Annotated in this window: 17 protein-coding genes and 1 pseudogene; 14 read left to right on the plus strand and 4 right to left on the minus strand. The window is 54.5% G+C overall.

The genetic code is table 11. The annotated features are described in order from the left end of the window. Window positions 1-66: 66 nt before the first annotated feature. Together yhdP and tldD are read left to right on the plus strand one after the other, a co-directional pair. The gene (yhdP, locus tag PGQ95_RS24360) at window positions 67-3864 is read left to right on the plus strand and encodes an AsmA2 domain-containing protein YhdP (RefSeq protein WP_087859172.1); all 3798 of its coding nucleotides are present in this window, start codon (window positions 67-69) and stop codon (window positions 3862-3864) included. A 114-nt stretch (window positions 3865-3978) separates the two neighbouring features. Next, window positions 3979-5424 (plus strand): metalloprotease TldD, encoded by a 1446-nt coding sequence (tldD, locus tag PGQ95_RS24365; protein WP_015369467.1) that lies wholly within the window; start codon window positions 3979-3981, stop codon window positions 5422-5424. Between the two features lie 44 nt (window positions 5425-5468). Here the strand turns inward: tldD and aaeR are convergent, their stop codons facing one another. Beyond that, entirely contained in the window at window positions 5469-6398 is a 930-nt protein-coding gene (gene aaeR / locus PGQ95_RS24370; protein WP_015703623.1) for an HTH-type transcriptional activator AaeR, read from the minus strand. A gap of 130 nt (window positions 6399-6528) precedes the next feature. Here aaeR and aaeX point away from each other — a divergent pair, with 130 nt between their 5' ends. The 4 genes from aaeX to PGQ95_RS24390 all read left to right on the plus strand — a co-directional run bounded on the left by aaeX (window position 6529) and on the right by PGQ95_RS24390 (window position 10005). Then, complete coding sequence (aaeX, locus tag PGQ95_RS24375) at window positions 6529-6732, plus strand: p-hydroxybenzoic acid efflux pump operon protein AaeX (protein WP_002918640.1); 204 nt, start codon at window positions 6529-6531, stop codon at window positions 6730-6732. Between the two features lie 7 nt (window positions 6733-6739). Next, window positions 6740-7672 carry a p-hydroxybenzoic acid efflux pump subunit AaeA gene (gene aaeA, locus PGQ95_RS24380; RefSeq protein WP_430919641.1) on the plus strand — a complete coding sequence of 311 codons (933 nt, stop codon included), beginning with the start codon at window positions 6740-6742 and terminating at the stop codon, window positions 7670-7672. A 5-nt stretch (window positions 7673-7677) separates the two neighbouring features. Beyond that, window positions 7678-9645 carry a p-hydroxybenzoic acid efflux pump subunit AaeB gene (gene aaeB, locus PGQ95_RS24385; RefSeq protein ID WP_325082229.1) on the plus strand — a complete coding sequence of 656 codons (1968 nt, stop codon included), beginning with the start codon at window positions 7678-7680 and terminating at the stop codon, window positions 9643-9645. A gap of 84 nt (window positions 9646-9729) precedes the next feature. After that, window positions 9730-10005: a barstar family protein gene (locus tag PGQ95_RS24390; protein WP_045380213.1), complete on the plus strand. Its 276-nt coding sequence runs from the start codon at window positions 9730-9732 to the stop codon at window positions 10003-10005. A gap of 49 nt (window positions 10006-10054) precedes the next feature. Here the strand turns inward: PGQ95_RS24390 and yhcN-B are convergent, their stop codons facing one another. The 3 genes from yhcN-B to argR form a co-directional block, all read right to left on the minus strand. Beyond that, a complete protein-coding gene (yhcN-B, locus tag PGQ95_RS24395) occupies window positions 10055-10321 on the minus strand; it encodes a DUF1471 family stress response protein YhcN-B (protein ID WP_015369472.1) in 267 nt (88 codons plus the stop codon). A gap of 100 nt (window positions 10322-10421) precedes the next feature. Then, window positions 10422-10685: a peroxide/acid stress response protein YhcN gene (gene yhcN, locus PGQ95_RS24400; protein ID WP_015369473.1), complete on the minus strand. Its 264-nt coding sequence runs from the start codon at window positions 10683-10685 to the stop codon at window positions 10422-10424. A 380-nt stretch (window positions 10686-11065) separates the two neighbouring features. Further along, a complete protein-coding gene (argR, locus tag PGQ95_RS24405) occupies window positions 11066-11536 on the minus strand; it encodes a transcriptional regulator ArgR (RefSeq protein ID WP_015369474.1) in 471 nt (156 codons plus the stop codon). A gap of 540 nt (window positions 11537-12076) precedes the next feature. Here argR and mdh point away from each other — a divergent pair. The 8 genes and pseudogenes from mdh to PGQ95_RS24445 form a co-directional block, all read left to right on the plus strand. Continuing rightward, a complete protein-coding gene (gene mdh / locus PGQ95_RS24410; RefSeq protein ID WP_045397222.1) occupies window positions 12077-13015 on the plus strand; it encodes a malate dehydrogenase in 939 nt (312 codons plus the stop codon). A gap of 132 nt (window positions 13016-13147) precedes the next feature. After that, a complete protein-coding gene (locus tag PGQ95_RS24415; RefSeq protein WP_113375041.1) occupies window positions 13148-13777 on the plus strand; it encodes a GntR family transcriptional regulator in 630 nt (209 codons plus the stop codon). Beyond that, entirely contained in the window at window positions 13764-14429 is a 666-nt protein-coding gene (locus tag PGQ95_RS24420) for a GntR family transcriptional regulator (RefSeq protein ID WP_087859177.1), read from the plus strand. The genes PGQ95_RS24415 and PGQ95_RS24420 overlap by 14 nt, the downstream gene beginning before the upstream one ends. 200 nt (window positions 14430-14629) lie before the next feature. Then, window positions 14630-15898 (plus strand): SLC13 family permease, encoded by a 1269-nt coding sequence (locus PGQ95_RS24425; RefSeq protein ID WP_087859178.1) that lies wholly within the window; start codon window positions 14630-14632, stop codon window positions 15896-15898. 32 nt (window positions 15899-15930) lie between these two features. Then, window positions 15931-16830, plus strand: coding sequence for a L(+)-tartrate dehydratase subunit alpha (gene ttdA / locus PGQ95_RS24430; protein ID WP_087859179.1), 900 nt, complete (start codon window positions 15931-15933; stop codon window positions 16828-16830). Then, complete coding sequence (gene ttdB / locus PGQ95_RS24435) at window positions 16830-17447, plus strand: L(+)-tartrate dehydratase subunit beta (protein WP_015703618.1); 618 nt, start codon at window positions 16830-16832, stop codon at window positions 17445-17447. Before ttdA ends, ttdB begins: the two co-directional genes overlap by 1 nt. A gap of 142 nt (window positions 17448-17589) precedes the next feature. Beyond that, window positions 17590-17838 carry an oxaloacetate decarboxylase subunit gamma gene (locus PGQ95_RS24440; RefSeq protein WP_087859670.1) on the plus strand — a complete coding sequence of 83 codons (249 nt, stop codon included), beginning with the start codon at window positions 17590-17592 and terminating at the stop codon, window positions 17836-17838. 15 nt (window positions 17839-17853) lie between these two features. Beyond that, window positions 17854-18342, plus strand: a pseudogene (locus PGQ95_RS24445) (sodium-extruding oxaloacetate decarboxylase subunit alpha); the annotation flags it as partial.

Here is an 18342-nt window from a genome sequence, read left to right on the forward strand (position 1 = left end):
GCGTCGGGGGCGGGTAAACAGGCGGGCTGAAGGATAAAGCGTAACAGGCTGACAAGGAGAGATGCGTTGAGGCGATGGCCCGGGATATTACTGCTCACCGTGGCAACCGTGGTGGTGATTGTTGCGCTGCTGGTGAGCGGCCTGCGTCTGGCATTGCCGCAGCTAAATAACTGGCGTCCCCAACTGCTGGAGAAAATTACCGCGGTATCCGGGGTCGCGGTTGATGCCTCGCAGATCAACGCCAACTGGGAAAACTTCGGCCCGACGCTGGACGTTCGCGATATTAAAGCCACCTTGAAAGACGGTGGCGAAATGACGATCAAACGGGTTACCCTTGCGCTCGACGTCTGGCAAAGCCTGCTACATATGCGCTGGCAGTTCCGCGACCTGACCTTTTGGCAGCTGCAAATTCACACCAATACGCCCATCCAGACTAACGACGACGGCGCAAGTCTGAAGACCGATCGCATCAGCGATCTGTTCCTGCGTCAGTTTGACCACTTTATTCTCCGTGATAGCCATTTGAGCTTCCTGACGATTTCCGGTCAGCGTGCTGAACTGGCGATCCCACAGCTGACCTGGCTTAACGGTAAAAACCGCCACCGCGCCGAGGGGCAACTGAGCCTTTCGAGTCTCACCGGCCAGCACGGCGTCATGCAGGTGCGGATGGATTTACGTGACGAGAACGGCCTGCTCAACAAGGGGCGCCTCTGGTTACAGGCCGACGACATCGACGTTAAACCCTGGCTCGGACGCTGGATGCAGGACAACATCGCCCTGCAGAGCGCGCGCTTTAGTCTCGAAGGCTGGATGACTATCGATAAAGGCGATGTCGCCAGCGGTGATGTATGGCTGAAAAAAGGCGGCGCCAGCTGGCAGGGTGATAAACATCTGCATAAGCTGTCGGTGGATAACCTGACGGCGCATATCACGCGCGAAAATCAAAGCTGGGCATTTCATATCCCCGACACGCGGATCTCGATAGACGGCAAGGCCTGGCCGCGCGGCGCGCTGGCGATGGCGTGGATCCCGGCGCAGGAAGTGGGTGGTAATAACAATCAGCGCAGCGATGAACTGCGCATCCGCGCCAGCAATCTCGATCTTGGCGGCCTGACCGGTCTGCAACCGATGGCCGATAAGCTGGCGCCGAGCTTCGGCGAAGTCTGGCGAACCACCCAGCCGAGCGGAAAAATTAACCTGTTGGCGTTAGATATCCCGCTGCAGGCAACGGAGAAGACCCGTTTCCAGGCGGACTGGAGCGATCTGGCTTGGAAGCAGTGGAAGCTGTTGCCGGGGGCCGAGCACTTTTCCGGCAGCCTGAGCGGCAGCGTGGAAAACGGCGAACTGCGCGCGCATATGACCCAGGCGAAAATGCCTTATGAAACGGTCTTTCGCGCGCCGCTGGAGATAGCCCAGGGCGATGCGACTCTAAGCTGGGAGAAGAACAGCAAGGGCTTTATGCTGGATGGCCGCGATATCGACGTGCAGGCAACCGGCGTTCGCGCGCGCGGCGGCTTCCGCTATCTGCAGCCGGAAGGCGATGAGCCGTGGTTAGGCATCCTGGCGGGCATCAGCACTAACGACGGCGGCCAGGCGTGGCGTTATTTCCCGGAAAACCTGATGGGCAAAGCGCTGGTGGATTACCTGAGCGGCGCAATTAAGGGCGGGCAGGCCAGCAACGCTACCCTGGTTTACGGCGGCAACCCGCATCTGTTCCCTTATGAGCATAACGAAGGCCAATTCCAGGTCTCGGTACCGCTGAAGAACGCGACCTTCGCCTTCCAGCCGGACTGGCCGGCGCTGACCGGATTAGATATCAACCTTAACTTCGTCAATAACGGCCTGTGGATGAAGGCGGATAAAGCGATGCTGGGCAACGTCACCGCCAGCAACCTTGACGCGGTGATCCCTGACTATTCCCATGAAAAACTGTTTATCGATGCCGATGTTAACGGTCCAGGCAAAGAGGTTGGCCCTTATTTCAAACAGACCCCGCTGAAGGACACGCTCGGCTCGGCGCTGGATGAACTACAGCTTGATGGTAATGTGAGCGCTCGCTTACATCTTGCTATCCCGCTCGATGGCGAGATGACCACCGCCAAAGGCGATGTGCGGCTGAAAAATAACGATCTGTTTATCAAGCCGATTGACGCGACGCTGAAGAATCTCAATGGTCAGTTCAGCTTTGAGAATGGAGATTTAAAAAGCGGGCCGCTAAGCGCGACCTGGTTTAATCAACCGCTGAACCTCAATTTCACCACCACGGAAGGGGCGAAAGCCTTCCTCGTTGACGTCGGCATGAACGCTAATTGGCAGCCGACGCGTACCGGCCTGCTGCCGAAAGCGGTCAACGATGAACTCAGCGGCAGCGTCCCCTGGGATGGCAAAGTGGCCATTGAGTTACCGTATCGCGGTAGCGCGAGCTACAAAGTCGATATCAACGGCGATCTGAGAAATGTGAGTAGTCACTTACCTGCGCCGGTGAATAAATCGGCGGGCGAACCGTTGCCGGTGAAAATCAACGTGACCGGCGGCTTAAACAGCTTCGATCTGACCGGCAATATCGGCAGCAAGAACCACGTCAATAGTCGCTGGCTGCTGAATAATAAGCTGACGCTCGACCGGGCGATTTTGACCTCCGACAGCAAAGCGATTCCTTCGCTGCCTGAAGCATCAGGCGTCGAGCTGAACATGCCGGCGATGGATGGCGCGCAATGGCTGGCGTTGTTCCAGCGGGGGGCCGTCAACGAAGTGAGCAGTAATATGGCCTTCCCGGAGCGCGTGACGCTTCGTACACCGTCGCTGGCCTTCGCCGGACAGAACTGGAATAACGTCAGTCTGGTTTCCCAGCCTGACGGTAGCGGCTCGAAGGTGGAGGCGCAGGGGCGTGAAATCAACGCCACGTTGACGATGCATAAGAACGCGCCCTGGCTGGCGGCCATTCGCTATCTCTATTACAACCCTTCCAGCGATAACAACGGCACGGTGAAAAAAGAGAGCGGCCCGCTGGCTGATACGCGTCTGGATTTCCGCGGCTGGCCTGATTTACAGCTGCGCTGTAAAGAGTGCTGGCTGTGGGGGCAAAAGTATGGGCGAATCGACGGTGACTTCAATATCAAGGGCGATACGCTAACCCTCAGCAATGGCCTGGTGGATACCGGCTTTGGCCGCCTCACTACCGATGGCGTCTGGGTGAATGCGCCCGGCGGCGTGCGTACCTCGTTGAAAGGCAAGCTGCACGGTAATAAAACGGACGACTTCGTGAACTTCTTCGGTGTTTCGACGCCGGTGAAAGGGTCGTCGTTTGATGTCGATTACGATCTGCACTGGCGCGCGCCGCCATGGCAGCCTGATGTCGCTTCGCTGAACGGGATCCTCAAAAGCCGCCTCGGCAAAGGCGAGTTTACTGACCTGAGCACTGGTCATGCCGGTCAGCTGTTAAGGCTATTGAGCGTTGATGCGCTGCTGCGTAAGCTACGCTTCGATTTCAGCGACACCTTCCAGGAAGGGTTCTGGTTCGATTCAATTCGCAGTACGGCGTGGATTAAAGACGGCGTGCTGAATACGGATGATACGCTGGTGGATGGGCTTGAAGCCGACATCGCGATGAAAGGTTCGGTCGATCTGGTGCGCCGTCGTTTAGATTTACAAGCGGTGGTGGCGCCGGAAATTTCGGCAACCGTGGGCGTAGCGGCGGCATTCGCCGTCAACCCGATTGTCGGCGCGGCGGTGTTTGCCGCCAGCAAGGTGCTTGGGCCGCTGTGGAACAAAGTATCGATTCTGCGCTATCGCATTACGGGTCCAATCGATCAGCCGGAAATCAATGAAGTGCTGCGCCAGGCGCGCAGCAACAAAAAGCAATGATTTGACGAGTACGGGGAATTATCGCACTCTCAATAGAGAGTATTTTCTCCCCGTCATCTTTTTCGCCGCATGGCATTTCCCTGTGTCAGGCGGCAACAAACGAGTAGCGTAACGATGAGTTTGAACCTGGTAAGTGAACAATTACTGTCGGCAAATGGCCTGAACCATCAGGACCTGTTTGCCATTCTTGGCCAACTGGCTGAGCGCCGTCTCGATTACGGCGATCTTTATTTTCAGTCGAGCTATCACGAATCCTGGGTTCTGGAAGACAGCATCATCAAAGATGGGTCGTACAATATTGACCAGGGCGTAGGCGTCCGGGCGGTAAGCGGCGAAAAAACCGGTTTTGCCTATGCGGACCAAATCAGCAAACTGGCGCTTGAGCAGAGTGCCCAGGCGGCGCGTACTATCGTCCGCGACCATGGCGACGGCAAAGTGCAGACGCTCGGCGCGGTGGAATATAGCTCTCTCTATACCAGCGTCGATCCGCTGCAGAGCATGAGCCGCGAAGAGAAACTGGATATCCTGCGCCGCGTTGATAAGGTGGCGCGTGCTGCCGATAAGCGCGTGCAGGAAGTTTCCGCCAGCCTGAGCGGCGTCTACGAGCTTATCCTGGTGGCGGCAACGGACGGAACGCTGGCCGCTGATGTTCGTCCGCTGGTTCGTCTCTCCGTGAGCGTGCTGGTGGAAGAAGACGGCAAACGCGAGCGCGGCGCCAGCGGTGGCGGCGGACGGTTTGGCTATGATTATTTCCTCGCGCCGCTGGATGGCGACGTACGGGCGGATGTCTGGGCGCGTGAAGCGGTACGTATGGCATTAGTCAATCTGTCCGCGGTTGCCGCGCCAGCCGGAATGCTGCCGGTGGTGCTTGGCGCGGGCTGGCCTGGCGTGCTGCTGCATGAAGCCGTCGGCCACGGCCTGGAAGGTGACTTTAACCGTCGCGGCACCTCGGTCTTCAGCGGTCACATGGGCGAATTAGTCGCCTCTGAACTGTGCACCGTCGTGGATGACGGCACCATGGCCGATCGCCGTGGTTCGGTCGCGATTGATGACGAAGGTACGCCGGGTCAATACAACGTGCTTATCGAAAACGGCGTCCTGAAAGGTTATATGCAGGATAAGCTCAACGCGCGCTTAATGGGCGTTGCGCCGACCGGTAATGGTCGCCGCGAATCCTATGCGCATCTGCCGATGCCGCGGATGACCAACACCTATATGCTGGCCGGTAAGTCGACGCCGCAGGAGATTATCGAATCGGTCGATTACGGTATCTATGCGCCGAACTTCGGCGGCGGCCAGGTGGATATTACCTCCGGTAAATTTGTCTTCTCGACCTCGGAAGCCTATCTGATTGAAAAAGGCAAAGTGACTAAAGCAGTCAAAGGCGCGACGCTAATCGGTTCCGGTATCGAAGCGATGCAGCAGATTTCTATGGTCGGTAACGACCTGAAGCTGGATAGCGGCGTTGGCGTGTGCGGTAAAGAAGGGCAGAGCGTACCGGTCGGCGTCGGCCAGCCGACGCTGAAAGTCGACAACCTTACCGTTGGCGGCACCGCCTGATAACGGCTGGTCCCGGCGGCGCGAAGCCGCTGCCGGGAAGTCAATTAACGGGTCATCCCGCGCCCGTGCATTCCCTGATAAATCTTCGCCACTTCGACGAAATAATCCGTCAGATAGTTAATACACACCTGCACCTTCAGCGGCAGTTTGTCTTTTTCGGTATACAGCGCATAGACCGGCCGCGGATCCGATTGATAGCTCGGCAGCAGGATCTCCAGTTCGCCGCGATTGATCTCGTCGATCGCCCACATCAGCGGAACGTAGGCCACGCCAACGCCGGCAGTCAGCCAGCGGATCAGCGTCATCGGGTCGTTGGTGACGAAGCGTCCTTGTGGGATCAGGCGTGTTGAGATCCCCTCCGGGGCGATAATTTCGAACTCATTATCTGGCCGTACGCTATATTCCAGCCACGAATGGCTGGCGAGATCCGCCGGTTTTTCCGGGCATCCCGCGTGCTGGAGATAGCTTTTCGCCGCGCAGAGCACCATTGGCATCGAGCCCAGCCGCCGCGAGAAGAGGCTGGAATCCTGCAACGCGCCGACGCGTATCACCACGTCGAGGCCGTCGGCAATCAGGTCCGGGGCGGGGATGCCGGTCACCAGATTAATCGATAAACCCGGATATTCTTTGAGCATTTCGGCGGTTATGCGCGCCAGCACATTCTGTGCCATAGTTGAAGAGCTACCGATGCGCAGCGTGCCGATAGGGGTATTGTTGAAGGCATACAGCTGTTCATGGACGTCCTGCGCTTCAAAGAGCATTCTTCGGCAGCCCTGGTAATAAATTTTACCCGCTTCTGTTAAGCCCAGGCTGCGGGTGCTGCGGTTGAGCAGCTTTACCTGTAGCTCGTCTTCCAGTTTAGCAACGGTCTGGCTGATGGATGAAACGCTCATCTGGAGCTGGCGTGCGGCGGCGGTGAAAGAGCCCAGCTCAACCACTTTGGCGAACACCGACATACGTTTTAGTCGTTCCATTATTCACTCTGGCTTAAAAGTGATTTAGATCACATATTATAGATAAGGCTGCAATTGTTACGTTAATATATAGTTAGCTACATAATAAACGCATCACGCTACCACCTGTACGCTTCTTATCAAGGTCATCATGAGTCTGTTTCCTGTCATAGTGATTTTCGGCCTATCGTTTCCGCCGATCTTCTTTGAGCTGCTATTGTCGCTAGCCATCTTCTGGCTGGTGCACCGTTTGCTGGTTCCGACCGGTATTTATGATTTTGTCTGGCACCCTGCACTGTTTAATACTGCGCTGTATTGCTGTCTGTTTTATCTGATATCGCGCTTGTTCGTTTGAGGTCGATGTGAAAACACTAACAAGAAATATCCTGCGTACTGCCATCACTGTGATACTGGTTATTCTGGCGTTTATCGCTATTTTTCGCGCATGGGTGTACTACACCGCGTCGCCGTGGACGCGCGATGCGCGCTTTAGCGCCGATATCGTCGCCATCGCGCCGGACGTGTCGGGGCTTATTTCGCAGGTGAATGTCAAGGATAACCAACTGGTTAAGAAAGACCAGGTATTGTTCGTTATTGACCAACCTCGTTACCAAAAAGCGCTGGCGGAGGCGGAAGCCGACGTCTCCTATTACCAGACGCTGGCTCAGGAAAAACGCGTTGAAGCCGGGCGCCGTAACAGGCTCGGCGTGCAGGCCATGTCGCGCGAAGAGATTGACCAGGCCAACAACGTGCTGCAAACCGTTGAGCATCAGCTGGCGAAAGCGGTGGCCAGCCGCGATTTAGCCAAACTGGATCTTGAACGTACGGTGATTCGTGCGCCAGCCGATGGCGGGGTGACCAACCTGAACGTCTACTCCGGCGAATTCATTACCCGCGGTTCGACCGCGGTCGCTTTGGTGAAACAAAATACCTTCTACGTGATGGCCTATCTGGAAGAGACCAAACTGGAAGGCGTGCGTCCGGGCTATCGTGCCGAAATCACTCCGCTCGGCAGTAGTAAGGTGATAAAAGGTACCGTTGACAGCGTTGCCGCGGGCGTGACTAACGCCAGCAGCAGCAGCGATGCGAAAGGCATGGCTTCCGTTGACTCCAACCTTGAATGGGTACGTCTGGCGCAGCGCGTGCCGGTACGTATCCGTCTTGACCAGCAGCAGGGCAACCTCTGGCCGTCGGGCACCACCGCGACCGTTGTCATTACCGGTAAAGAAGATCGCGACGCCAGCCAGGCCAACTTCTTCCAGAAAGTCGCCATGCGCTTGCGTGAGTTTGGTTAATCGCCATGGGGACCTATACCATTGCTCCCCGGCATCTCCGCTTTGCCATTAAGCTTGCATGCGCGGTGGTGCTGGCGCTGTTTGTCGGCTTTCATTTTCAGCTTGAGACCCCGCGCTGGGCCGTACTGACCGCGGCTATCGTGACCGCCGGTCCGGCATTTGCCGCCGGCGGTGAACCCTATTCCGGGGCGATTCGTTACCGTGGAATGTTGCGTATTGCCGGGACGTTTATCGGCTGTATTGCCGCGCTGGCGATCATTATCCTCATGATCCGCGCGCCGCTATTGATGATGCTGGTCTGCTGTCTCTGGGCCGGTTTCTGCACCTGGATCTCCTCGCTGGTGAAGGTGGAAAACTCCTACGCCTGGGGGCTGGCGGGTTATACGGCGTTGATTATCATCATCACCATTCATACCGACCCGATGCTGGCGCCGCAGTTTGCCGTCGAGCGCTGTAGCGAAATCGTCATCGGGATCGTCAGCGCCATCGTCGCTGACCTGCTATTTTCCCCGCGTTCCATCAAAAAAGAGATCGACCTTGAACTGGATAACCTGCTGCTGGATCAGTATCGCCTGATGCAGCTTTGTGTCGCCCATGGCGATAGCGAGGTGGTGGACAAAGCCTGGGGAGCGCTGGTGCGCCGTACTGCCGGGCTGGAAGGGATGCGCGGCAATCTGATCATGGAATCTTCGCGCTGGTCGAAGGTAAACCAGCGGCTAAAGGCGATCAACACGCTATCGCTGACGCTGATTACTCAGGCCTGCGAAACCTATCTGATCCAGAACTCACGTCCGGAGATGGTGACTGACGACTACCGCGAGCTGTTTGCCGAGCCCGTAGAAACGGTACAGGATGTGCATCAACAGCTTAAGCGTATGCGCCGCTTCCTGACCTGGAAAGGTGAACACAATACGCCGGTCACTATTTATAGCTGGGTCGGCGCGGCGACGCGCTATCTGCTGCTCAAGCGCGGCGTGGTCGGCAATACCAAAATTAGCCGTATTGAAGATGAAGTTTTACGCGGCGAAACGGTGGTGAAGGTTGAGTCCGCCGAGCGTCACCACGCGATGGTTAACTTTTGGCGAACCTCTATTTCCTGTATTCTCGGCACTCTGTTTTGGCTATGGACAGGCTGGACATCCGGTAGCGGGGCGATGGTTATGATTGCCGTGGTGACCGCGCTGGCGATGCGCCTGCCTAACCCGCGAATGGTGGCCTTAGACTTCCTCTATGGCACCCTTGCCGCTTTACCGCTCGGCGCGCTGTTCTTCCTTGTCGTCATGCCTGCGACGCAGCAGAGTATGCTGCTATTGTGTATCAGCCTTGCCGCGATGGCGTTCTTTATCGGCATTGAGGTACAAAAGCGGCGGTTGGGATCGCTGGGGGCTTTAGCGAGCACCATCAACATTTTGGTGCTGGATAACCCGATGCAGTTCCAGTTTAGCCAGTTCCTCGATAGCGCTCTGGGGCAGATTGTCGGCTGTTTCCTCGCGCTGATGGTGATTCTGTTAGTGCGTGATAACTCGCAGGCCCGCACCGGACGGGTGTTATTGAACCAGTTCGTCTCGGCGGCGGTCTCTTCGCTCACCACGAATAGCGCCCGGCGTAAAGAGAACCATTTGCCGGCGCTGTATCAACAGCTGTTTTTACTGCTGAATAAGTTTCCCGGCGATATCGCCCGCTTCCGGCTGGCGCTGACGCTGATTATCGCGCACCAGCGTCTACGCGATGCCCCGGTGCCGGTAAACGAGGATCTGTCGGCCTTCCACCGCCAGCTGCGGCGAACCGCCGATCACGTTATCTCCGCCGGTAGCGACGATAAGCGCCGCCGTTACTTTACCCGTCTGCTGGAAGAGCTTGATGTTTATCAGGAAAAACTCCTTCACTGGCAGGCGTCGCCCCAGGTTACTGAGCCGGTGCGACGGCTGGTGGATATGCTGAAAAAATATCAACACGTGCTCACCAATAGCTAACCTGCGAACCGACGCCCCGGCGTCGGTTTTTTTATCGCTATACTTATTTGGTGTAGAGGGACAGAGCGGAAGGGGCGGCGGGCAATGACTATTTATACCTTTGATTTTGATGAAATAGCTGAGCAACAGGATTTCTATCGTGAGTTTTCCCGCGCCTTCGCGCTACCGGATAAGCAGGTGGATAACCTTGACGCGCTGTGGAGCGCGGTGACGGGAGGGCGCTTACCGTTCCCGCTGGAGATTGAATTTGTCCATCTGGATGAAAAACAGCGTCGTCGCTTTGGCGCGTTAATTTTGCTGTTCGATGAAGCGGAAGAGGAGCTGGAAGGGCTACTACGTTTTAATGCCCGTTGGGCATAAAAAAGCCCCCGGCAGGCGGGGGCAAGTCGTCGGATAAGACGACGAGGGTTTATTTGTACAACTCAGCAGTCGCGTGCCAGCTGTCGCCGGTACGAGCTTCAATAATGCGGTAGCTGCTGGCGCCTTCTTTCTCGGCTTTAGCCGCCAGTTCCTGGCGCATATCCATTGGCGCGCTACCTACTTGCGATACAGAGATAGTGCCCATTGGTTGCAGGTTTTGTGCTTGATCGGCGTTCACTTGCTGTACGGCTGCGCTTGCGCCGAAAGAGAGAACAGATGCCAGACCCAGGGATGCGATGATAATTGCGCTTTTCATAATCTTTACTCCAACCATTTGTGCAGCGGCGGGAGATTTCATATGAACCCAGGCCGCTGAAGAGATACTGTTTCAGTTAATGACCGACAATCGTTAAAGCTTATTTATAAAGTTCAGCAGTGGCGTGCCAATGGTCGCCGGTGCGAGCTTCGATAATGCGATAAGAAGAAGCACCTTCTTCTTGTGCTTTTTTGTTCAGCATTTCATGCATATCCATCGGGGAAGAACCTACCGCGCCGATAGATACGGTGCCCAGTGACTGGCGGCTTTCCGCTTGAGTGCTGTTGATTGAATCAGCGGCGAAAGCGCCAAAGGACAGTACGGATAGCATGCTGAGTGCGGCTACAGTGGTTTTGATTTTCATGATGTTCACCTCGTCGAATTTTATTATTAGGGGGCTTTGTTTCGTGACCCTCATCACAAAATCAAGTATACACTAATCACCAAAAATATTAATACCATGCTAATTGTTTTCAGTGTAAATAATTTCCAAGAAATGTCGTTTTTATAACGTATAAGAATTAGAAATGTCATTCACGGGGTGAATATCATGATTATTTATATTTAAATCAAATAGATATTGCGCTTTGATCTTTTGTGCGCTTTAGCCGTTATCATTCGGTAAAGGAATGTATAGAGGTGGAAAACCACACTAAATGTTAAAAAAATGCTGCTTTATTTGAAGGTTTGGGGGATAGCATTTTGCGGGGAAGAACCCTCTGGCAGGAACCAGAGGGGGAGCGCTTAGAGTTCCTGTTCGAACAGGACCAGAATCGCGTCGTAGAGATCTTTAACGGAAAAACCGCGGGCAGGGGTGGTAAAGATAGTGTCATCACCCGCGATACTACCCAGAATACCTTCGGCTTTGCCTAAGGAATCCAGCAGGCGTGCGATCAGCTGCGCCGCGCCGGGGCTGGTGTGGATCACTACCACTGCATCGTTATAATCGATGTCCAGCACCAGGTTTTTCAGCGGGCTGGAGGTCGTCGGCACGCCGAGTTCGGCAGGCAAACAGTAGACCATTTCCATTTTGGCGTTACGCGTGCGAACGGCGCCAAACTTTGTCAGCATGCGGGAAACTTTCGATTGGTTGATGTTCTCGAAACCTTCTTCCTGCAGCGCCTGAACGATTTCGCCTTGCGAGCTGAATTTTTCTTCTTTAAGCAGCGATTTAAACGCTTTAACCAGTTCTTCTTGTTTTGCCGAACTACGCATAAGTCACCCAGATTATGGTGGTAAAAACAACATCATTATGCATACAAGTGCATTTTTATGCAAATAATCCGCAAAGGAATAGCGTAAATAATGTTATGAAAGGCGCATATTTTAGCAAATAACCCTGATGAGGAACATGCCTGCATCACAGCGGGTAAATTGCTGTAAAAGTGAAATAAATGTTATGAAATTGATATTGTTTTGCCGAGCGAGCTGGGTGTATTGTAACCAATAGTCGGTCCGGTACTACGGCTTTGCTGGATGGCCAGTCTCAGGAAGAAAAATGCGAATTTGCTGCATCATTGCGCGTACCCCGCATTCTTCAGCCATAATTATTGTAATTGTTCATCTTGTGAATTAAGGTCCAGGCGACGGAATAACGAAAGACTATACCCGTCATACTTCGAGCTGCATGGGCGTTGGCTGCAATCGTTCACCCCAGTCACTTACTTCAGTAAGCTCCTGGGGATTCACTCTCTTGCCGCCTTCCTGCAACTCGAATTATTTAGGGTGTAAATTAACCATAATAAGGAGTTTAGGATGAAAGTTGCAGTCCTCGGCGCCGCTGGTGGAATCGGCCAGGCGCTTGCCCTACTACTTAAGACCCAACTGCCTTCAGGTTCAGAGCTCTCGTTGTACGACATCGCTCCGGTTACGCCGGGCGTGGCGGTAGATCTAAGTCATATTCCCACAGATGTAAAAATCAAAGGTTTCTCCGGTGAAGATGCCACCCCGGCGCTGGAAGGCGCTGATGTGGTGCTGATTTCCGCCGGCGTCGCGCGTAAGCCCGGCATGGATCGCTCCGACTTATTTAATGTTAATGCCGGTATCGTTAAAAACCTGGTGCAGCAGATTGCGAAAACCTGTCCGCAGGCCTGCATCGGTATTATCACCAACCCGGTAAATACCACCGTCGCTATCGCCGCCGAAGTGCTGAAAAAAGCCGGCGTGTACGATAAAAACAAACTGTTTGGCGTTACCACTCTCGATATCATTCGTTCTAATACTTTTGTCGCCGAGCTCAAAGGCAAGTCGGCCACCGAGGTTGAAGTTCCGGTCATTGGCGGCCACTCTGGCGTCACTATCCTGCCTTTATTGTCGCAGATTTCTGGCGTCAGCTTTAGCGAGCAGGAAGTCGCGGATCTCACTAAACGTATTCAAAACGCCGGGACGGAAGTCGTGGAAGCGAAAGCGGGCGGCGGGTCGGCAACACTCTCTATGGGCCAGGCCGCTGCGCGTTTCGGGCTCTCACTGGTGCGTGCCATGCAGGGTGAAAAAGGCGTGGTTGAATGTGCCTACGTCGAAGGCGACGGCCAGTATGCCCGTTTCTTCTCGCAGCCGCTGCTGTTGGGCAAAAATGGCGTGGAAGAGCGCCAGTCCATCGGTAAACTCAGCGCTTTTGAACAACAGGCGCTGGAAGGCATGCTGGATACGCTGAAGAAAGATATCGCCCTCGGCGAAGATTTCGTCAACAAGTAACGTCTCGTTAGCAGAAAAGCCGGAACCGTCGTTCCGGCTTTTTTATCACCTCATCTCCCTGGCGAATGCGCCGCCTGGCGGCTAAATCTGCTAAAATCCCCCGCGTCTTAAGCCCCAAGCAATGAGGACGTTGTGAAAAAGATCGACAGAAAGCAGACCAGGGACCACATTACGCAAATTATTCGCTATCAAATTCTTTCCGGAGCGATGAAAGCGGGAGATGAGCTGGCGCAGGAGAGTATTGCCGAGCAGCTAGGGCTTTCACGTATGCCGGTTAGAGAAGCGTTGCAGTCTCTTGAACAAGAGGGGTTTCTGGTGCGCTTGCCTAACCGTCATATGCAGGTATCAAAGCTGGTGCCCGATGATGTTAGCCATATTTTTCGCGTGATCGCGGTGATGGCTGCCGAATTGTTCACTCTCGTGCCGGCAAACCAGGGGGAATTGCTGCTCGGGCGCGCGCAGGCCCTGGCGCAGCCTGGCGACAAAACTCGCGAACTGGATTTTCATCAGTTACTGATTTCCTATCTTGATAACCGTTATCTGGCGAAGGCATATCAGCAATTTTTGGATGGTTATATCTCTTATGTCATTCTGTATCTGAAAGACGATAGCCAGGAATCGGCACTGATACTACATGAACTGGCTGGAGCCATTAGCCGCGGCGATGCGGGGAATATTGCTCAGGCAACACAGCGTTATTTCCTCATGCTTGCGGAAATTATGCGTCAACATATGAAGGATTGGGAAAGTGCAGAAGCCTAAATTAGGGAAAATTAAGCTTCTTTCGGCGAAAGAGCAGGTCGCGGCGGTATTACGCAAAGCGATTCTTTCGCGGGATTTAGTGGAAGGGCAGGAGATAACTCTCGAAGGCATTGCCCGCATGGTTGGGGTTTCCAGCATGCCGGTGCGCGAAGCGTTTCAGATTTTAGCCGCCGATGGCCTGATTAAAGTTCGCCCCAATAAAGGGGCGGTGGTGTTAGGGATCAACGAGCAGACGATTCGCGAGCATTATGAAATTCGCGCGCTGCTGGAAAGTGAGGCGGTGGCGAAGGCATCTCGTCCCGGCACGGATATTTCGCGCATTGCCCAGGTACACTACTCAGCAGAAAAAGCGCTGGCCGATAATAACTTCACTGAATATTCCGACCTGAATCAGGCTTTCCATATGGAGATCTGGAACGCCGCGGGCAACGAAAAAATGAAGATGCTGCTCTGCAACATGTGGAACGGACTGTCGATGGGGCACAAGGTCACCGAAGCGGAGTATGCGGCTATCTCGATACAGGAACATAAAGAGATTTTACAGGCACTTGAACAGCATAATGAAGAGCTGGCGCGTCAGCGCATGCGCGAGCATATTATTCGCTCAATGGAAAATATGCTCACGCGATACCTTCCCGAAACCTCTGTATAGCGCTAAAGCCTGCTGGTTTTAGTCGCATTCATCAACGCTATTAATCATCTCTTGTGACGATCTGCAGAGGATCTTGATGCAGATCGCACTGCGCGATCTTTGTGTAAAAACGCATTGACTTACTTTTTGCATGGGCATAATTTCTCCCTCGTCAATATTGGATACAATATCATATATCATTGATAGGGATAATTATAAATATGGAACCGATTACCATCACCTTATGTTTGCTGGTGTTCGCTATCGTCATGTTCGTCTGGGAGAAGGTGCCTTTGGCAGTGACTTCCATGGTGGTCTGCGTGGCGTTAGTGCTCACCGGCGTGTTGGATCTAAAACAAGCTTTTGCCGGTTTTATCGACTCCAACGTCATTCTTTTTGTCGCCATGTTCATCGTCGGCGGGGCGTTATTTGAAACCGGGATGGCCAATAAAGTTGGTGGGGTGATCACTCACTTCGCCAAAACCGAAAAACAGCTGATTTTCACCATCATGGTGGTTGTCGGCGTGATGTCGGGTTTTCTTTCCAACACCGGTACGGCGGCGGTACTGATCCCGGTAGTGATTGGCGTGGCGGCGAAATCGGGTTTTGCCCGCTCTCGTTTACTGATGCCGCTGGTATTTGCCGCCGCGCTCGGCGGTAACCTGTCGCTGATTGGCGCGCCCGGCAACCTGATCGCGCAATCGGCGTTGCAGAATATCGGTAGCGGGTTTGGCTTCTTTGAGTATGCGAAGGTGGGTTTACCGATGCTGCTCTGCGGCATCCTCTATTTCCTGACTATCGGCTATAAATTCCTGCCTGCTACCGCGAATGGCGGTGAAGTCGGTAGCGTCGGCGAACAGCGAGATTACAGCCACGTTCCGCGCTGGAAACAGATCCTGTCTCTGGTGGTGCTGATCGCCACGATCCTCGGCATGATTTTTGAGAAACAGACCGGCATTAGCCTGACGGTGGCAGGCTGTATCGGTGCGTTAGTTCTGGTGTTTACCGGCGTGCTGACGGAAAAGCAGGCCTATAAAGCGATTGATTCACAGACTATTTTCATTTTTGGCGGCACGCTGGCGCTGGCAAAAGCGCTGGAAATGACCGGTGCTGGGAAGCTGGTTGCCGATCATGTCATCGGCATGCTGGGCCAGAACTCTTCCCCGTTCATGTTGATGGCGGTGGTCTTTGCGCTGTCCGTCATCATGACCAACTTTATGTCCAATACCGCCACCGTCGCGCTACTGGTACCGGTGAGTTTGTCGATCGCGGCCGGTATGGGCGCCGATCCGAAAGCGGTTTTGATGGCGACCGTTATCGGCAGCTCCTGCGCCTACGCGACGCCGATCGGCATGCCCGCCAACATGATGGTGCTATCGGCCGGCGGCTATAAGTTTGTCGATTACGCCAAATCCGGCCTTCCTCTGATTCTCGTTTCTACCATTGTCAGCCTCGTACTGCTGCCAATTCTTTTCCCTTTTCACCCGTAATTTACGGACGCTGTTCTGACTAAGGAGCCTTTATGAGCAAAAGCGAACAGATATCCCGAATGACCGATATTATGGCCAAATTCGTGGGATATACCGGCAAAGTATTGCCTGATGACGTCACTGCAAAACTGAAAGAGTTGCATAAAAAAGAGACCAGCCATCTGGCGGACGTCATCTTTACCACCATGATTGAAAACCAGCGTCTGGCGAAAGAGCTGGATCGTCCGTCTTGCCAGGACACCGGCGTGATTCAGTTTTTGGTTGAGTGCGGCGCCAACTTCCCGCTGATTGGCGAGCTGGAAGCGCTGCTGCGCGAATCGGTGATTAAAGCCACCGTGGATTCTCCGCTGCGCCACAACAGCGTAGAGACCTTTGACGAATACAACACCGGTAAAAACGTGGGTAAAGGTACGCCGACGGTATTCTGGGAGATTGTCCCTGATTCTGACCAGTGCAGTATTTACACCTATATGGCCGGCGGCGGCTGCTCGCTGCCGGGTAAAGCGATGGTGCTAATGCCGGGCGCTGGATACGAAGGCGTAACTCGTTTCGTGCTGGATGTCATGACCAGTTATGGCCTGAACGCCTGTCCGCCGCTGCTGGTTGGCGTTGGCGTCGCGACTTCCGTTGAAACCGCGGCGCTACTGTCGAAGAAAGCGCTGATGCGCCCGGTGGGGTCGCACAATGAGAATGAACGCGCCGCATCGCTGGAGAAAATGCTCGAAGACGGCATTAATAAAATCGGCCTTGGCCCGCAGGGAATGTCCGGTAACACCTCGGTGATGGGCGTCAATATCGAAAATACCGCGCGCCATCCTTCCACCATCGGCGTGGCGGTCAACGTTGGCTGCTGGTCGCACCGCAAAGGACATATCGTTTTCGATAAAGATTTGAATTACACCATTACGTCTCACACAGGAGTGGCTTTCTGATGACTAAAAAAATACTGACTACGCCAATTAAAGATGAAGATTTAGCTGATATTAAAGCGGGCGATATTATTTATCTCAATGGTCATATTGTTACCTGTCGTGATGTTGCCCATCGTCGTTTGATTGAAGGCGGACGTGAATTACCGGTCAACGTTGCCGGCGGCGCGATATTACATGCCGGGCCCATTGTGCGGCCGATTAAAGGTACAGAAGATAAATTTGAAATGGTTTCTGTTGGGCCAACCACCAGTATGCGCATGGAGAAATTTGAAAAAGAATTTATTGCTAAGACCGGTGTGAAATTAATTGTCGGCAAAGGCGGCATGGGTAAGGGGACCGAAGAGGGCTGCGCCGAACATAAAGCGCTCCACTGCGTCTTCCCGGCCGGCTGCGCGGTGGTCGCCGCGGTCTGTGTAGAAGAAATTGAAGATGCCCAGTGGCGTGATTTGGGGATGCCGGAAACCTTATGGGTTTGCCGGGTGAAAGAGTTCGGTCCACTGATTGTGTCGATCGATACCCACGGGAATAACCTGTTTGAGCAGAATAAAGTGATATTTAATCAGCGCAAAGAGATTGTCGCTGATGAAATCTGTCAGCACGTAAGTTTTATTAAATAACTCCCGGTTAAATATATTGCGCAGTAGTGGCGAAAATTAATTTCCGCGATAAAGAGGCTTCTGACTATGTGGTCTGGGGAAATCCACTCGGCTATCGCGGCTGTTTATTACGCCATTATTGCGCCCCTCCAAAGGCTATTTTATGACTGATGCTGCGCTGTTAGGCGAAGGCTTCACCCTGATGTTTCTTGGCATGGGCTTCGTGCTGCTGTTCCTGCTGCTGCTCATTTTCGCCATCCGGGGGATGTCCGTCGCCGTTACCCGTCTGTTCCCTGAGCCGCCTGCCGCGCCCAAAGCGGCGCCCGCGGCCGTCGCGCCCGCCGACGACTTCGCCCGTTTAAAACCGGCGATTGTCGCCGCCATTCACCACCATCGCCGCCTTAATCCTTAATTCACGGAGGAATTCATGACCGTTGCCATTACCGATGTCGTCCTGCGCGACGCCCACCAGTCCCTGTTCGCCACCCGTCTGCGTCTCGACGATATGCTGCCCGTTGCGGCCGCGCTCGACGACGTCGGCTACCGCTCGCTGGAATGCTGGGGCGGCGCCACCTTTGACGCCTGCATCCGCTTCCTCGGCGAGGACCCGTGGGTCCGCCTGCGCGAGCTGAAAAAAGCGATGCCGAAAACCCCGCTGCAGATGCTGCTGCGCGGCCAGAACCTGCTCGGCTACCGCCACTACGCCGACGACGTGGTGGAGCGCTTTGTGGAGCGCGCCGTCAAAAACGGCATGGACGTGTTCCGCGTCTTCGATGCCATGAACGACCCGCGCAACATGCAGGCCGCCCTGCAGGCGGTCTGCCGCCACGGCGCCCACGCCCAGGGCACCCTCAGCTACACCACCAGCCCGGCGCACACCCTGCAGACCTGGCTCGACCTCACCGAACAGCTGCTG

It is taken from the genome of Klebsiella sp. 141240, from assembly GCF_050600805.1.
Taxonomy (GTDB): Bacteria; Pseudomonadota; Gammaproteobacteria; order Enterobacterales; family Enterobacteriaceae; genus Klebsiella; species Klebsiella aerogenes.